The sequence below is a fragment of the Bacillus sp. V3B genome (assembly GCF_024494465.1).
Lineage (GTDB): Bacteria > Bacillota > Bacilli > Bacillales > Cytobacillaceae > Bacillus_BD.
The window spans coordinates 50,021-65,356 of sequence record NZ_JAETXM010000008.1; the positions used below are offsets into that span (position 1 = coordinate 50,021).

At 36.8% G+C, this 15,336-nt stretch carries 17 protein-coding genes and 2 pseudogenes; 10 read left to right on the forward strand and 9 right to left on the reverse strand.

Annotated elements, in window-relative coordinates; all coding sequences use genetic code 11:
• Nucleotide 1: 1 nt before the first annotated feature.
• Together nspC and JMM81_RS11185 are read left to right on the forward strand one after the other, a co-directional pair.
• Nucleotides 2-1,129: a carboxynorspermidine decarboxylase gene (gene nspC, locus JMM81_RS11180; protein ID WP_256241656.1), complete on the forward strand. Its 1,128-nt coding sequence runs from the start codon at nucleotides 2-4 to the stop codon at nucleotides 1,127-1,129.
• 229 nt (nucleotides 1,130-1,358) lie between these two features.
• The gene (locus JMM81_RS11185; protein WP_256241657.1) at nucleotides 1,359-1,610 is read left to right on the forward strand and encodes a DUF2535 family protein; all 252 of its coding nucleotides are present in this window, start codon (nucleotides 1,359-1,361) and stop codon (nucleotides 1,608-1,610) included.
• 141 nt (nucleotides 1,611-1,751) lie between these two features.
• On the opposite strand, the gene JMM81_RS11190 is transcribed toward JMM81_RS11185, so the two are convergent.
• From JMM81_RS11190 to JMM81_RS11205, 4 genes and pseudogenes are all read right to left on the reverse strand, one after another.
• Nucleotides 1,752-2,606 carry a gamma-glutamylcyclotransferase family protein gene (locus tag JMM81_RS11190; protein WP_256241658.1) on the reverse strand — a complete coding sequence of 285 codons (855 nt, stop codon included), beginning with the start codon at nucleotides 2,604-2,606 and terminating at the stop codon, nucleotides 1,752-1,754.
• Nucleotides 2,607-2,680: 74 nt separating this feature from the next.
• Entirely contained in the window at nucleotides 2,681-3,067 is a 387-nt protein-coding gene (locus JMM81_RS11195; protein ID WP_256241659.1) for a hypothetical protein, read from the reverse strand.
• 47 nt (nucleotides 3,068-3,114) lie between these two features.
• A pseudogene (locus tag JMM81_RS11200) lies at nucleotides 3,115-3,420 on the reverse strand (transposase); the annotation flags it as partial.
• 235 nt (nucleotides 3,421-3,655) lie between these two features.
• The gene (locus JMM81_RS11205; RefSeq protein ID WP_256241660.1) at nucleotides 3,656-4,447 is read right to left on the reverse strand and encodes a DUF2268 domain-containing putative Zn-dependent protease; all 792 of its coding nucleotides are present in this window, start codon (nucleotides 4,445-4,447) and stop codon (nucleotides 3,656-3,658) included.
• 306 nt (nucleotides 4,448-4,753) lie between these two features.
• Here JMM81_RS11205 and JMM81_RS11210 point away from each other — a divergent pair, with 306 nt between their 5' ends.
• A complete protein-coding gene (locus JMM81_RS11210; RefSeq protein ID WP_256241661.1) occupies nucleotides 4,754-5,026 on the forward strand; it encodes a class I SAM-dependent methyltransferase in 273 nt (90 codons plus the stop codon).
• 167 nt (nucleotides 5,027-5,193) lie between these two features.
• On the opposite strand, the gene JMM81_RS11215 is transcribed toward JMM81_RS11210, so the two are convergent.
• Nucleotides 5,194-5,451, reverse strand: coding sequence for a hypothetical protein (locus tag JMM81_RS11215; RefSeq protein ID WP_256241662.1), 258 nt, complete (start codon nucleotides 5,449-5,451; stop codon nucleotides 5,194-5,196).
• Nucleotides 5,452-5,787: 336 nt separating this feature from the next.
• Between JMM81_RS11215 and JMM81_RS11220 the strand changes: the two genes are divergently transcribed.
• The 4 genes from JMM81_RS11220 (at nucleotide 5,788) to JMM81_RS11235 (ending at nucleotide 8,352) form a co-directional block, all read left to right on the forward strand.
• Entirely contained in the window at nucleotides 5,788-5,904 is a 117-nt protein-coding gene (locus JMM81_RS11220) for a YjcZ family sporulation protein (RefSeq protein WP_256241663.1), read from the forward strand.
• A 37-nt stretch (nucleotides 5,905-5,941) separates the two neighbouring features.
• Nucleotides 5,942-6,091, forward strand: a complete 150-nt coding sequence (locus JMM81_RS11225) for a YjcZ family sporulation protein (protein WP_256241664.1) — start codon at nucleotides 5,942-5,944, stop codon at nucleotides 6,089-6,091.
• A 510-nt stretch (nucleotides 6,092-6,601) separates the two neighbouring features.
• Nucleotides 6,602-7,171, forward strand: a complete 570-nt coding sequence (locus JMM81_RS11230; RefSeq protein WP_256241665.1) for a TetR/AcrR family transcriptional regulator — start codon at nucleotides 6,602-6,604, stop codon at nucleotides 7,169-7,171.
• 68 nt (nucleotides 7,172-7,239) lie between these two features.
• On the forward strand, nucleotides 7,240-8,352 hold the full coding sequence (locus JMM81_RS11235; RefSeq protein ID WP_256241666.1) for an NAD(P)/FAD-dependent oxidoreductase: 1,113 nt from the start codon (nucleotides 7,240-7,242) through the stop codon (nucleotides 8,350-8,352).
• Between the two features lie 141 nt (nucleotides 8,353-8,493).
• Here the strand turns inward: JMM81_RS11235 and JMM81_RS11240 are convergent, their stop codons facing one another.
• Nucleotides 8,494-9,051 (reverse strand): NAD(P)-dependent oxidoreductase, encoded by a 558-nt coding sequence (locus JMM81_RS11240; RefSeq protein WP_256241667.1) that lies wholly within the window; start codon nucleotides 9,049-9,051, stop codon nucleotides 8,494-8,496.
• A gap of 988 nt (nucleotides 9,052-10,039) precedes the next feature.
• On the opposite strand from JMM81_RS11240, the gene JMM81_RS11245 reads away from it, so the two are divergent.
• Nucleotides 10,040-10,255, forward strand: a complete 216-nt coding sequence (locus JMM81_RS11245) for a hypothetical protein (RefSeq protein ID WP_256241668.1) — start codon at nucleotides 10,040-10,042, stop codon at nucleotides 10,253-10,255.
• Nucleotides 10,256-10,332: 77 nt separating this feature from the next.
• On the opposite strand, the pseudogene JMM81_RS11250 reads toward JMM81_RS11245, so the two are convergent.
• Nucleotides 10,333-10,595: pseudogene (locus JMM81_RS11250) on the reverse strand (aldehyde dehydrogenase family protein).
• A 308-nt stretch (nucleotides 10,596-10,903) separates the two neighbouring features.
• Between JMM81_RS11250 and JMM81_RS11255 the strand changes: the two are divergent.
• A complete protein-coding gene (locus JMM81_RS11255; RefSeq protein WP_256241669.1) occupies nucleotides 10,904-11,266 on the forward strand; it encodes a hypothetical protein in 363 nt (120 codons plus the stop codon).
• A gap of 128 nt (nucleotides 11,267-11,394) precedes the next feature.
• Here the strand turns inward: JMM81_RS11255 and JMM81_RS11260 are convergent, their stop codons facing one another.
• Nucleotides 11,395-11,745, reverse strand: a complete 351-nt coding sequence (locus tag JMM81_RS11260; RefSeq protein WP_256241670.1) for a hypothetical protein — start codon at nucleotides 11,743-11,745, stop codon at nucleotides 11,395-11,397.
• A gap of 170 nt (nucleotides 11,746-11,915) precedes the next feature.
• On the opposite strand from JMM81_RS11260, the gene JMM81_RS11265 reads away from it, so the two are divergent.
• Nucleotides 11,916-13,112 (forward strand): glycosyl hydrolase family 18 protein, encoded by a 1,197-nt coding sequence (locus JMM81_RS11265; RefSeq protein WP_256241671.1) that lies wholly within the window; start codon nucleotides 11,916-11,918, stop codon nucleotides 13,110-13,112.
• Nucleotides 13,113-13,652: 540 nt separating this feature from the next.
• On the opposite strand, the gene JMM81_RS11270 is transcribed toward JMM81_RS11265, so the two are convergent.
• The gene (locus JMM81_RS11270; RefSeq protein ID WP_256241672.1) at nucleotides 13,653-15,323 is read right to left on the reverse strand and encodes a hydrogenase maturation protein; all 1,671 of its coding nucleotides are present in this window, start codon (nucleotides 15,321-15,323) and stop codon (nucleotides 13,653-13,655) included.
• Between the last annotated feature and the right edge of the window lie 13 nt (nucleotides 15,324-15,336).

Genomic DNA, 15,336 nt, shown 5'->3' on the forward strand with positions numbered 1-15,336 from the left:
TATGCAGTTTAAAGAATTACCCACACCATGTTATGTAGTCGATGAACGTCTTCTGGAAAAAAATCTCAAAACCCTGAATGGAGTCATGGAACGTACAGGATGCAAGATTGTTTTGGCACAAAAAGCATTTTCAATGTATACGATGTACCCTCTCATGGCCAAGTATTTAAGTGGTACAACAGCAAGTGGCTTATACGAGGCTCGTCTAGGTTACGAGGAAATGGGGAAAGAAAATCATGTCTTTTCCCCTGCCTATCGTGAGGATGAAATCGACGAAATTATATCCCTTTGCGATCATATCATCTTTAATTCCTTCTCACAGGTGGAAAAGTTTAAAGATAAAGTTCTTCAAGCTGGTAAAAAAATGGGCTTACGCATCAATCCTGAATGCTCCACACAAGTTGGGCATGCCATCTATGACCCATGTTCACCAGGTTCTCGATTTGGTGTAACAAAAGAGCATTTTCGTCCCGATTTGCTTGAAGGTGTTTCAGGGCTGCATTTCCATACACTTTGTCAGCAAAACTCTGACGATTTAGAAACAACTCTTCATGCAGTGGAAGAAAAGTTTGGACCATGGCTTTCGCAAATGGAATGGATCAACTTTGGTGGCGGTCATCATATTACAAGAGAAGATTATGATATCCCATTACTAGAAGATTGTATTAAGAGAATGCAACACCGATATGGTTTGGAAGTTTATCTGGAGCCAGGAGAAGCCGTTGCTCTTAATGCTGGATATTTAGTTACATCTGTACTCGATACATTGCAAAATGATATGGATATCGCTATTCTTGACACTTCTGCATCTTGTCATATGCCTGATGTGTTAGAAATGCCTTATCGTCCCCCTCTTCTTGGTTCAGGGGAAGTGGGAGAGAAGCCATATATGTATCGACTTGGAGGACAAACTTGTCTTGCTGGAGATATAATCGGAGATTATTCTTTTGATCAACCATTAAAGAGTGGAGAGCGATTAGTGTTTGGTGATATGGCAATCTACACGATGGTGAAAAACACCACTTTTAACGGTATGCCATTACCAGCCATCGCCGTACAAGATAGAGATGGAGATTGTCAAATCGTTCATGAGTTTGGCTATCAAGATTTTAAGATGAGACTATCATAAAAGATTAGTAGAAATTTCATATGTTATTTCTCTATAACGGAAAGTACGATCTTGAAAATGAGACTGCTCATACAGAGTAGCCTTTAAAGAACCAGATTCTGAAACAGGAGTCTGGTTTTTTATATAAATAAGTATATTCCAATTATTTTCTACGCTTGATATTTTAGACATGTTTCGAGATGATTAATAGGTTATAATAGAAAGAAACGGGTAAAAAGAGGATGATATTTTGTTATATAAGAGCCTAGAGTTCAAAAATGTTGTCGGACAGAAGATAAAAATTATTGAAATCCCTGTATTAGGAGAAAATAATCGTTATTATTTTATGATTCAAGTTCGTTTGCAAATCTTTATTTCATCGCTTTACAATAAACCTCAAGATAAAAGCAGCTTTTCCTTTCGTGATTATTTGAAACGAAAAATGAGATGGCCTGATTTCAAGGATTTATTTAGTGTTCAAGAGTTTAGAAATAATGCTTAATCTCCGGGTGGTCTGCGTCACTGCGACCACCCGAAGATTGCTAGATTTTGTCGAAATGCTACTAGACTCCAAGATACGATAAAAAAAACCCTTCAGCCCATTCGGTTACTTTTTGATCTCCAACTTGATTTTTCATGTTTCTTAATGAAACTTTTCTTCCACATGCTTCTTTAGTTTTTCAAGATAAGCATGGCTAAGAACACCATTTCCGCCCCGTAATATTTCATGAAAATAATGAGTTGGCGGAGCGGTTTCCGCTTCTTTTTCGACGACCACAAATGTCAATACGTTTTTTGTACTCGTCCCATTTATATCGACGTCAACAACTGCTGGCCTATACCACCCTACTTCCACACCTTCTCGCTCATACAAATACTCCAAGCACTCCTTTGTCACCTCATACACTATTCCTTCCACTGTCCCGCCTTCCTCAACAATGTCCGCGCGGCCCCCATCATGAGCATGTATGGTAAAACGCAGCTGGTATCCTTCTAGAACACCACGGCCTTTTACGTTCTGAAAAAGTTCATTTACACCCGCCTTTTTAAACCGTTCACGGTCCATGCAACTGCCGTAAGCGAAATATAAAAATGTATCATTGTCTTTCAACAGACGGTATACGCTCCAGTTCCCGCTTGTCATATAGGTCAATTCCTCTATTTGCTTATTCTCCGGTAGAACATAGACAAGAGCCTGAAAGGACCCGGTATCGGTATAAACCGTTTGTACGACTCGATCGTAGAGATTATCTTCGTCCAGACTGTAATCCTCTAAATCATCTAGTACTTTCAATTGTTCTTCGTTCACCTGATAGAGTTCCCCATATACCGTTCCTTTTTTTGACTGTTTCATAAACGGGTAGCCATATGGAGAATCATAGATTTCACCGTTCGTCCAACACTGTACCGTAATAAGGATTGCATCCTTAAGTAAATGAGCATTACTTTGATGCTTTCTTAATGTTCCATATACAAAAACAAGATTCTTTTTCTCCATTCCTTTCACTCCTAACAGGATACCAAGTGCCACAAGCACCATTCCATATTTTGGATATTACCAATCATTCATCCTCACAATTCACTAAAATACTTAATAAGCTCTCTCTTCTCTATACTATCTTTAATATCCCTTAAATTAAAGGCTACCTTAACTCCTCTTTTTTTACCTACTGTTTGTATAAGATTATGTCCATCTGCATCTAATTCCTTTTTTATAGCTGTGCGCAAACGAGAAATATCTGTTTTAACAGATTTTTTATCCTTATTTCCAATACCTGTTGTGTTATCAAGGATTTCTTGGTTTATAAGTGCACCTTCCCATTCAAAAAATAACTTTAAGATATCAGACTGACCGATGGTTAACGCCATAGATCCCTCTTTTCCATGAAGCGTTGAACCATTACGCCCACCAATTTCCAACACATAGCATTCGCCACGACGGCTTCTTTCAATCAACACATCCCGTTCTGCTTTTTTGTTTACTCTTTCTCTAGAATGATTTAATTATGTTGATTATTCTTGATCACATTTACTTCCGTCCTAGTATCAGCTCGGCTTGCTTTAAAATGTCATTTTCTATTTCGAGTTGCTTATTTCGCTTTCGGAGTTCCATCAGTTCTTTTTGTTCGTCTGTTACATTGTCTTTTTCCTTAAAAGAACCAGAGTTCTGACTTTGACTCACCCACTTATCTAAAGAAGAAGGAGTCAGGTTATACTCACGAATAATCTCTTTTCTTGGTTTCCCATTTTGGTACAGCTGCCATCTGTTGTTTAAAATCTTCAGTAAATGTTCGGCGTTCTCTTTTGGTCATGTAGATTCTCCTCAAATGTATGATCTGTAGTCTACTTGACCTTAAAAAATCTGTCCAACTAAGTGTAGCCTATTCAATTCAAATGAAGCGAATAAAAGAGGTCCGTGGGACTGGTTTTGGGGGTTATCGAGATGAAGCGAAAGAAAAGTAACTCACATTAGTTTCTAATTGAATTCTTATGTGATCAATAAGTAACCACCTCTGTTTAGTTTCCTACAGTTGAACTCCCCCCCATTTAGCTAAGTGGGGGGAAGTTCAATTGAGCAATATGGGTAGCTTCGATACTTAGTAAATCTTTACTGGTAAGACTATTTGCTTCAATATAATTCTTCACTAAGTAATATCCAACACAGTATCCTGACATTTTGGGATAGTAACCTAATCCAAATAAAATATCTTGATGTTTACGGTCAGCTTTTAAAATATTTCTATTTGGGCACACTAATTTTTTCCATATTCTATCTAACTCTTCATTTGAATAATACGATGTCCAAGTAGACACAAATTCCTTGCCCAACCTTTCACGAACTGCATTTTCAGCTAATCCTTCTAAAATAATGGTGTCTAACAATACGTAATCCTCTTCTTTTTTTTGAAGTTTGGCTAACCGACAAACATGATTGTATTCATGTGTAAGCAATGCCTTTATTTCCGTTTCCTCGTTATCCTCTGAGATAAATAAGAATAGTTTATCTTGAAAGGCTAGCCCTGATTTTCCGTTAAAGTCTCGTTTGATCTTTCGGTTATTTATATCAGATGGAAAAATGAAGACTGGAACATCGGGTCCTTCCCACATATTTTGAAGTTTTCTTTTTTCCTTGTGTACAATTTCCCAGACTTTATTTTCCTGTAAGCTCCTCACGAGCTTGTTTCCATTCTGGAGAGGACGGTACATCCCATGTAGTGTTAAGTAATGATAGATTTCGGAAGCGCGAGCACCATCAAAGTACTCCTCTATCTTTTCACACATTTCAATTGGTTTATCATATAAATTTAATAACCATTTATCTGTTCGAACAACGCTCATATTAGCACCCCTAACCACATAACGTCTAAATAAAATATGCATTTATCAAATAAGCGTTACGAATCCTTCTTGATTATCCTCCAATAAGCCATCAAGGGAGTCATGAAGAAAAAGTCATACCAGTGGATCCTCTCTCAAAGCGTCAACAAAGATTTGCATAAGTTCCTTCAAAATAATGATATAGGGCAGATGCCTTCTCATAGACATTTTTTCTGAATATATATAGATCAGACTTTAAAACTTTGGATATAGACAATGAAATATTCTTTGTATTTTAGTCATTTTATAATAAGGGTAGAATTTAATTTGGAATACACATATCTTGATTGTTTGGCATTATTGAGAGTTGGCGGTGCCCACCCTGGAGGCCTTCAACTAACGAAGCATATTTTATCAAGAGAAAAAATAGATGAGACAACGAAAATTCTTGATGTTGGGTGTGGAACAGGTCAAACCTCTGCCTATATAGCAGAACAGTATCGATGTTATGTTACGTCTTTAGATTGCAACAAAATCATGTTAGATAAGGCAAATCAAAGATTTCAATCCTTTGGAGTTTTTTTAGTGATATTGTATTAAACGATTGGACAATAACAGAATAATCTACGTTTTATAAGAAAAAGCGATTTTTGTGTGCTTTAAAATAAAAAAAGGGCTGTCCCAAAAATGGATTTTCATCGACTTTTTAGCTAGGCCCTTTTATTTTTAACCTGTTTATAAGTCCTGCACTACTAAATTTAAATGAACTACCAAAAGAATAGCGGAAGTAAAGCCAATGCAGCAATAGAACCTAATGCAAGGCCCCAGCCAAAGCCCCAACCACCATAATAGTATCCATAACCAAAACCACCTAAGTTTCTGGGACGACCTAATGGCTGTAAATAAACCCTGTTGTTTCTAACATGTTGAATAATCCCTCTGTGAATTCTTCCGTCATGGGTTCTAATTTCAACAGCTCTACCTCTGTATTTTTGGCATAGTCCATAATAATGTCGAACTGACACTTTTTCACCCCCGTATCTAATGAGCATACGACATTCTATGTATCAACTTAAAATAATGTACAAGACAAATGTATTAGGGTTTTAGTGGGTATTGAGGATCCAAAATACTATTAACAAAGATAATTAAGGCAATTGTCTAGCATTAGATCAATTTCACATATCATGTTAATCAACATTTCACTTCCAGCATGTAACCCCTGCTTTTTAAGCTATCTTTAAAGGTAGTTTTATTGCATCAAATCCTATATATTCATAAAGGATGGGATACTGTCCATTTCACAAATCAGCTAAAGTGCATATATATGTTATGAATAAAGTCAATAAGGTGGTGTGGTTATGAGCGGTGTAGTTGGAGGTGCTGGATACGGTGCCTGTGGAGGATTTGCTTTAATTGTCGTGTTGTTTATCCTTCTTATTATTGTAGGAGCTTCTTTCGTTGGATACGGTTACTAAAATTCTTAAAAAATAATGAGCGTTAGGAGGATTTTTTATGGGCTTTGGTGCTGGATATGGTGCTTGTTGTGCTGGTGCATATGGCTATGGTGCACCTGTTGCTGGTGCTTATGGTGCTGGTGGAGGATTTGCTTTAATCGTTGTGTTGTTTATCCTTCTCATAATCATCGGTGCGACGTGGTGTTAGCTTCCTCTAATAAAATAAAGTGATTTTTTAAGGTTACAATGCTAGTAAAAAAGTTTCTAAAAAAGCATAATAGGCTGTCGAATCCTTCGACAGCCTATTATTATCTACACATTTAAGCGATTGCCTAATTAGTAATAATTGGAAGAACTTTTCATTTAACAAAAAAGAAATCGTAATATCCCATGGTAATTGACTAGTATTATTCATGTTTCCTTGATAGTAAAATTCCCCTTTTAGCGCATCGATTATTGACAAATACAAAAAATTGCGCCACTGATGAGATTAACGCAATGAGTACAAAAGCGAATACAACCATTTTTTTATGTTTTATAATTCGTGCTGCAATGCCGATAATAGTTCACCCTCTCTTGTTATAGCATCATTTTTACTTTATCATTATAAAGACAGAGTGTTGTTTATTTAACAAGCAGTTCCCTTACATACGTCCAGTTCGCAACACAACACTGTAGTTATGTTCGATTACGTAAAAAAAGAAAAGGATGATTCCTATTGACTTCTAAATTGGACAGACGCAAAAAATATACCCGGATGGTTTTGAAGAATAGTCTCATCACATTATTAAAAGAAAAGAAGATTTCCGCTATTACGGTAAAAGAAATATGTGAACAGGCTGATATCAATCGCTCGACTTTCTATTCCCATTACTCGGACCATTATGACCTTCTTAATAAAATCGAAGAAGAAATTATAGAGGATATGAACAAGACACTTAGTGAGTACAACCTTACTGAAGAAACAGCAGCATTACAGATGACAGAAAAATTATTAGATTATCTGGCTGCCAATAGCGATGTATGTCAAACTCTCTTAAGTGAGCACAGTGATACGTCCTTCCAAAAGAGAGTCATGATGATCACGCATCAATTTACAATGAAAAGCTGGATGCCAATCCATAACTCCAACAAGAAAGTCTCAGAATATATCAGTCTGTTTGTCGTTAGTGGAAGCATCCATGTAATTAAAAGTTGGTTGGATAATGGAATGGATAAATCTCCGAAGGAAATGACAGAAATCATTAATAATTTTACCAATAAGGGACTTTCCTCCCTACGAGCATAGGCTTTCAGGATATTTTTGAAGTGAAAAATCGATAGAAACGATTAAAGCATTAAAAAGGAGTACGAATCATGAAAAAGATCATTGTTATTGGTGGTGGGATTCTTGGAGCATCAACAGCCTACCATTTGGCCCAAAAAGGTGCAGAGGTGATCATCGTAGACCGAAAAGATCAAGGTCAAGCTACGGATGCAGCCGCGGGAATTATTTGCCCTTGGTTAAGCCAGCGCCGTAATAAAGCCTGGTATGCTTTGGCAAAGGCAGGAGCTCGTTATTACCCATACTTGATCGAAGAGTTAAAAAAGGATGGGGAAACAAAAACAGGCTACGCAAAAGTTGGAGCCCTTAGCTTACATACGGATCAGAAGAAACGAGATAAAATGATCGAACGGGCACTTATCCGCAGACAGGAAGCCCCTGAAATAGGGGAAATCACTCCACTGAGTCCACAAGAAACCAAATCCTTATTTCCACTGGTCGATGAAAAGTTTGCATCCGTTCATGTTAGCGGTGGAGCACGTGTTGACGGTCGAAAACTGCGCGATTCTTTATTGCGGGCTGCCCATAAGAACGGGGCTATCCTCATTCATGAAAATGCAGATCTATTGTTTGATGAAAAAAAGGTAGTGGGTGTTAGAGCAGGTGATGAAAATTTGTATGCAGATACAGTCATTATTTGTGCAGGTGCATGGGCACATCCATTACTGAGTCCGTTAGGGGTTGATTTTAAAATTACATTTCAAAAAGCCCAAATTGTCCATTTAGAACTTCCAGATGAACATACAGACAATTGGCCTGTTGTGATGCCCCCGGGAACTTTGTACTTATTAGCCTTCGAGGGAAATAAGATTGTAGCAGGTTCAACTCATGAAGATACAGACGTATTTGATACGCGGACCACAGCGGGAGGACTTCAAGAGCTTTTCAATAAATCCTTTGAAACAGCTTCCTGCCTAAATAAGGGTAGCTTTTTAGAAGCACGAGTTGGCTTTCGTCCTTTCACACCAGGATTTCTTCCCATTATTGGGGAATTACCAGGTTGGGAAGGGATATTGATCGCAAATGGATTAGGTTCATCAGGACTCACGGTTGGACCTTATCTAGGAGCTGAACTGGCAAAGCTGGCTCTCGGGCTCGAACTGGACATAGATTTGGAAAATTATTCAGTCGAAGGGGCCATGTAGAAGCAGGACGGTTCTCTTGCTTCAGTGAAAAGGACTGAAAAGACACGGTAGAATAGTCTGACACTACTGAAAAAGTATTCATTTTGAGTAATTAACAGGTATTTTTTTATCAACATACAGCAAATAAAAGAAGTTGATTATCTACATAGAGTAGGTAACCAGCTTCTTTTTCTCTTTAAATGGACTTTTCCAGTGGTCTCGAACCCTTCCCATTTCCCCCCATATAATAAGCGTTTTCCCCATCACTAAAAACAAATCCATACATTTTTCATAAATTTCTTTTTTACCACCAACCATAAACGTTAAAATTCCTTCAATGGCTTGTGGTTCACTCCCTGTTACGGGTGCATCAAGCATGTCAACATCATGCCGTGAAAGTTCTTCAGCCACTTTTTTACTTGTAGCAGGAGAAATCGTACTAGAATCGATCACAATTAATCCTGGATAAGCACCGTGAATAATACCCTCTTCACCAAGAATGACTTCCCCAACCGCAGCATCTGCTGTAAGCATGGTGAATATGATTTCACTTTTCGATGCCACTTCTTTAGGCGAATTTGCAATCATTGCCCCTTCTTCTTCAAGAAAACTCATTTTCTCTTTTGTACGATTATAAATCGTTAGTTCATACCCATTTTTAAGCAAATTATGTGCCATTGGAAGACCCATGGTACCCAAACCTACGAAACCAATTTTCATAACCATTACACTCCTTTAGTTAGAAATGAAATTAAAACACTTTCTAAATATAGAAACTCATAACACTTTCATAGTTAAAAGAAAAGCCAACTGAACCTTCCTTTTGATAAAAATCCCTCCGTATTAATATCTAATTAGTATGATAAATCAAAAAAATATCTTTGTAATCATCCAATTGGATTGTTCTAAAATAATCCAATTATGAAATAACTAAAATAGAAAGCAAACGTTTTTTACTTCCTATGACAAAGAAAAAGAAACAAGAGAATCGACCCTTGCTTCACTCACCAATCGTTCCCCTTAGTTCCATATGTTTACCTAAAATAAAAAGACCGCCTTATGACGATCCACTTTTAGTATCTATAAAAAACATGAGGTTAATTTTGGGGGACAGAGGGACAGGTTAACTGCCCTCTATTCTTTACTTATTTTGACTTTTTTTGGGCTCTTAATGCTATTTTTTCAAGTCCATTTTCTCCCGCAAATTCTACATCTCTTTTTGGAAGAACATTTTGATTTTTAAATTGGTTATTCTTATTTTTCACCTTGTTTTCACCACACTTGTCATTTGATTTAGTTATTCCTTCAAAGGTGCCAACCATTATAGATATACTATATAGAGATATCGGAATAGTATTTTTTCATATTTTTTTGTTATCGACACCCACGATTTTAGTTTACTTTCTTTTTTGTAGGCTATGCGATGTAAAAGGTGCTAGGTACCATCCAGATATTTGAAATTGAATAACTGGAATGCATTCTCTTTTGAATATAGAAAGAGGAAACGATAGATTTTCTTTTTGTATAAAATGTCCACTTCAATATGAGTATTTTATAATGAATTAAATTCAAATTAATTGCATAAAGTGAAAAGTTATTGGATCTTCCTAAAAATAATTTAAAAACTTAAAACTGTACATAAAAAATGTAGTAAGCGAGAAAATAGTATGGTGTTAAAGATAACATTCATTAAAAAGGAGGAATTGATATGACACAACAAATTGATACAAACCAATTAAAGAAAGCAGAAGCAGCAATGGCCATTGGTAAAGAGCTTGTTACGAAAGCTATTCAGCAATCTGCTGCAGATCAAATGCAATGTGAAGAAGCTTTAAAACAAGCTTCAACTGAGATTGCCCAAGCTCAAACGATGATCAGTCAGGCACAATCAACTATGCAAACACAATCATCTATGGAATTATAATTCTTTTGGATGTCATGCAAAAAGCAGGTGCCAGGAACCATCCAGATAATGGATGGTTCCTGGCACCTGTAATTGTCTTATAGGTCTAACGGATAGTCTCGGTATCCATTTTGAACACTAATCCATTTAATTGTCTTAAACTTTTCAATCACCCATTCACCGTTGAATCGGCCAATACCCGAGCCCTTTTCCCCTCCAAACGGTACATGTGCTTCATCTTTAACAGATTGATCATTCACATGAATCATACCTGTCTCAATCCTCTTCACTACCTCAACACCACGTGGATATCTTCTGTAAAGACAGAACCACTCGAGCCATATGGTGACTCATTCGCCATCTTAATCGCTTCTTCTTCATTTTCTGATTTACTAAAAGCTCTTGAAGTACATTTAGTTGCTCTTTTTTATTTCCAATTATCTGGATGGTTCCTGACACTTATAATAGTAAATTACATAAATGAGATATTTATTTCTTTTATTAAGCAGGGTTAACAGTTCTTTTAAAATTAGGTAAATATTCAATCATTCGACAAATTATATAGAATAGCTTGTTTATAATGGCTTTAGCTTTGAATGAAGGGAGTTGAAAATCCTCTATTATTAGATTCTTGAATAATCACTTTGAACAAAAGAAGGAGGAAGCAAAATGACATTTAAAAAATATTGGAAGCTATCGGCTCCTATCCTTGCTGTAATGCTAGCTACTGCCTGTAATAATGGTGATCAAGACATGCAAGAAGAGGATGTGAATCCCCAAGAAGAGCCTACTAGTGGAGAAGTGAGTCCTGAAAATAGTGATATCAACATAGAAGAGCCTAGTAATGAGGAATTAACTCCTGAAGAACCTACAAATGGTGATCTAAATACAGAAGAACCTAGTAGTGAAGAAATGACTCCTGAAGAACCTGCAAATGGTGACCTAAATACAGAAGAACCTAGTAGTGAAGAAATGACTCCTGAAGAGCCTGCAAATGGTAATCTAAATACAGAAGAACCTACAATTGAATAAAAACAAGCGCGAGGAACCATCCACTATTTGGATGGTTCCTCGCGCTTGTAATAACAGGAGATCATGGAAAACTATTTACATTGAAATATCTTTATCTAATTTTTACATAATTCACGTCTATTGTTGCCTTATATTTTAGTGAAAGAGCTACTAATAGACCTTAAGATATGAAGTTTCCCAGTAAAAATGAACAAATCGTCGTAATTATTTTCAATAAATTCCCCGATAATAGTAATTCCCTTTCTGAATTTATTCACTAAGATGGTCGTGTATTTCTCATCGTATATAAACTTATTGATTCTTAAAAGTTCATCTGCGATCATACGAAGTCGAAATTCCTCGACAAGAAGTTTTAGTCGATACAATTTATCAGGATCTGAAATATAGCTTTTATTTTCTTGATAATGCTTATGGACATATTCGATAAAACCCTTAATGTTTTCCGCTAGCATATTCGCTTTTATCATGTCGAAGTTCAACTTCCCCTCACCTCTCTAGAATCGTTCTTAAGAAAGTGTATGAACTTCATGACACGATATTCTTATAAAATCAAGCAGGTGCCTGGTACCTGCTTGATTTTACCATCCCCTATTGATCTACTTTTTTGATACTATTTAAATGTTATAGACTAATAGAGGAGGCCACATCCATGACGAAACGTAATCTCCTCCTATCACTGGTTCTCGTTTTGACCTTTATCGGAGGTTTTTTTACAGGAGAATGGTATTCAACGAACAACAAGCCTCAAGAGTTGACGGAGGAAGTTGAACAGATAGAGAAGAAACAAGCTTCAAAATCAACAAAGGATCAAAGTGAGAAGGAAAAGAAACAAACAATCGAAGACACTGAACCCTTGACTGAAGAAGCCGACGACAATAAGGTGTTAATGGGCTATGTTCAGGATTTTCGTGATCCTCAAACGATCGATTATTCCGAACTCACTCACATCATTTTCTCCTTTGCCCATCCAACAAAGGACGGCCAACTACTGCTAAATGGGGAAACGGCTCTAAACAACTTACGTACAACAGTTTCAAACGCACACAAACAGGATACAAAGGTCATGTTAGCAATTGGTGGATGGTTTCATATCAACAGTGGCGAATCCTATGATTATTTTAAAGTGGCTATTTCCGATCCAACAGCTAGAACGCAACTCGTTCAAGAGCTAGTCAGTATAGCAGATCGTGAAAATCTTGATGGCATTGATATCGATTTTGAACATCCTCGTTCAAATCAAGATGCCCAAAATCTAACTTCTTTTACAAAAGAATTAAGCAATATTCTACATCAAAAAGAGAAGGAACTCTCGATCGCTGTAAACGCTAAAGTTCATAGTGTTGTCGGAACTGAAATCAACAATGTCGTGTATGAACCTTCTATGTTCCAGTATGTAGATCACGTCAATATCATGGCATATGATGGTCATTGGGATGATGGGTACAATGCATCCAATTTGTCTCCTTATCCTTATACTGAGAATATCGTTAACTATTGGACGAACCTATTTGATACTCATCAGATTTCAAGAGAGAAACTTGTTTTGGGTGTTCCCTTTTATGCTCAGCCGGAAGACCCCAATAGTAAGCAGATCTCTTATGCGACGATCATCAATAATAGCTCTGATCATGCAGAAAGTGATACGGTTAGCATAAATGGAACGACTTACCACTATAATGGCGAAGCGACCATTATAAAGAAAACAAATCTAGCACTTGACCATGGTTTCGGTGGAATGATGATGTGGGAGATTGGCCATGATGCAGAAGGATCACATAGTTTAACACTCGCTATTTCCGAAGTTCTCGAGTCCGCCAATCAATATGCTTTCGAACAGAATCAGTAATACTAAAAAAAGAGAGAGTCCTTTAACTCGATTAAAAGTCCTTGTAACACTCCGAATAATCTTGTTTCATCTAAGCAGGGGTACGTTTTGTTGCTTCCTTTAACAAAATGGAAGAGAAATTATAGGATTGATGTAAACTTTTTTATAAAGAAAACTTCCATCAGTGGGGGTTTTCTTCATCTACCACTGATGGTTAGTCACGCGAAGCCTGATTGGCTTTTCTAAGAGCTCAAGCTCTAAGAAAAGACCGTATCGGATCTTTACGGACAGTTTGATCCCCAACAATCCTTCCTCGATTCTCTCGAAGTCTTGAGGTAGGGGTCTTACTGCCCGTTAAGACGGGATAAAAGAATGATTCAATTGAATATATTAAGAGCGTGTTTTGATCAATCTTTTTTCAAAACACGCTCTTTTATTGACGAATTACTTCTATAAATTTTTTTTGATATATTCGCTTCATCTAACTTCCATTAACTTAGATGAATAATCGTAGTTTCGATACCATTACTCTTATCATCCAACCCGTCTCTTTTCTCACATTTATATCTTCGTCATCTGTTCACTTAAACAAGAAATCTTATAAACAAAATTATATCTAGCTATATGATAACTTCTATCTTCTCCAAAAAAGTTTTTCCACATATGTTCTAATTCTTCATTACGATAAATTTCCAAAGACTTAATAATCTCATCTCTTGTTCTATTATCTATTTTGTTAAGTAGCAGTTTTTTATATTCTGGTAATTGGATAAGTTTTTCTGCCAACTTCCTTATGTTTAGACAAAATTCTTCTGCGGTTTCGCCAAATGTATCATCGATTAATCCTATAGACTTTGCAGTAGTTGTACTAACTGGCAAACAGTCTTCCATTAATTCCTTAGCTTTTTGATAGCCTACCCTTTTTGGCAAAAGGTAAGTCCAATATTCTGAACCATACAAGCCTCCCATTTTCTTGTAATGCGGATTTAGTACAATTCCCTCTCTGGCATATACATAATCTGCAGCTAAAGCTAAAATAACACCACCTGCACCCGCATTTCCTTGCATGGAAGAGATAACTAAGTGGGAGTCTGTTAAAATGATCTCACGGACCAAGTCATCCATTCCGTTGATATTATTCCAAGATTCTCCACCTGGATTTTCAGCATTTTCAATAACATTTAGGTGAATCCCATTTGACCAAAAATCCGAACCACCCATCAAAACAATGGCTTTTGTGTTTCTTTGTTTGGCCTCAATAAAAGCTTGTTTTAGCCGATTACACTGATCAGTACTCATAGCACCATTATAAAAGTTAAAGTGTAAGTATCCTACTTCATTTCTTTCCTCATAAAAAATTTCCCTAAATGTACGGCCTGGGTACTTTTCAAAGGGTGTTAACGGTAACTCAGGTACTCCTGTTAATTTATCTTTTAGGACTGAGGTTGCTGAAAGCTTAAAATAATTTTTTTCTTTTAGATGAGTGATCCAAACTGCTCCATTACCAGTGGCCCGGCAGATTGCTCCATCCCGCATAGCTAAAATCTCTCCTGGATTTCCTTTTAGATCACTTTCTTCATGCACACCGAATACATAATATTCTTCGTCAAAAATAGTATCTAACACACCTGGATTACTATCAGCTGCACGGATTTTTCTTATAATGACGTCAGTCTGTTGGGTCCAGTCCAATTTGCGATCTGCCTGTCTCAATTTAGGATGAAGCTGTCCTTTTACGTCCGATTTTAAGTAATCTAAAGGCTCGGGTACAAATGACTCGCTTTCGAATTTCGTAATAGTCTCCAATAAACACTTCATTGCCGCTTGTGTAACTTCGTGTCTATATAAATGGCTTTTACTTATATTTCTAACCTTAAACGTTTTAGTAGACCAAATATCTCCTGCGTCCATTTCATGATTGGCTTGAAGTAATGTTACCCCCCATTCTTCTTCATTGTTCATAATTGCCCAATCCAGTGAGTAGGGCCCACGGTCTCCTTTTATACCAGGATGTATGATAATGCATATATATTTAGTCCAAATCGTTTCAGGGATGGCTGTTTTTAAAAAAGGGGCAACAATTAAATCTGGATTAAATCTTTCCACAGCCGAACTCATTTCATATTCACTTGTAGCCAGCTGAACTTCCACACAATGACCTCTATCAGTTAATTCCACATACGATCTTTGGCTCATACTGTTATGTGCAGAGGTAATAAACAAAATACGCATAATAGCTTACTTC

Bases quoted from the DNA above. Each gene is read 5' to 3' on its own strand.
- nspC (WP_256241656.1), top strand. From the start codon at position 2: ATGCAGTTTAAAGAATTACCCACACCATGTTATGTAGTCGATGAACGT.
- JMM81_RS11190 (WP_256241658.1), bottom strand. From the start codon at position 2,606: ATGGAGAAAAAGAATCTTGTTTTTGTATATGGAACATTAAGAAAGCAT.
- JMM81_RS11205 (WP_256241660.1), bottom strand. From the start codon at position 4,447: ATGAGCGTTGTTCGAACAGATAAATGGTTATTAAATTTATATGATAAA.
- JMM81_RS11220 (WP_256241663.1), top strand. From the start codon at position 5,788: ATGAGCGGTGTAGTTGGAGGTGCTGGATACGGTGCCTGTGGAGGATTT.
- JMM81_RS11225 (WP_256241664.1), top strand. From the start codon at position 5,942: ATGGGCTTTGGTGCTGGATATGGTGCTTGTTGTGCTGGTGCATATGGC.
- JMM81_RS11235 (WP_256241666.1), top strand. From the start codon at position 7,240: ATGAAAAAGATCATTGTTATTGGTGGTGGGATTCTTGGAGCATCAACA.
- JMM81_RS11240 (WP_256241667.1), bottom strand. From the start codon at position 9,051: ATGAAAATTGGTTTCGTAGGTTTGGGTACCATGGGTCTTCCAATGGCA.
- JMM81_RS11245 (WP_256241668.1), top strand. From the start codon at position 10,040: ATGACACAACAAATTGATACAAACCAATTAAAGAAAGCAGAAGCAGCA.
- JMM81_RS11255 (WP_256241669.1), top strand. From the start codon at position 10,904: ATGACATTTAAAAAATATTGGAAGCTATCGGCTCCTATCCTTGCTGTA.
- JMM81_RS11265 (WP_256241671.1), top strand. From the start codon at position 11,916: ATGACGAAACGTAATCTCCTCCTATCACTGGTTCTCGTTTTGACCTTT.
- JMM81_RS11270 (WP_256241672.1), bottom strand. From the start codon at position 15,323: ATGCGTATTTTGTTTATTACCTCTGCACATAACAGTATGAGCCAAAGA.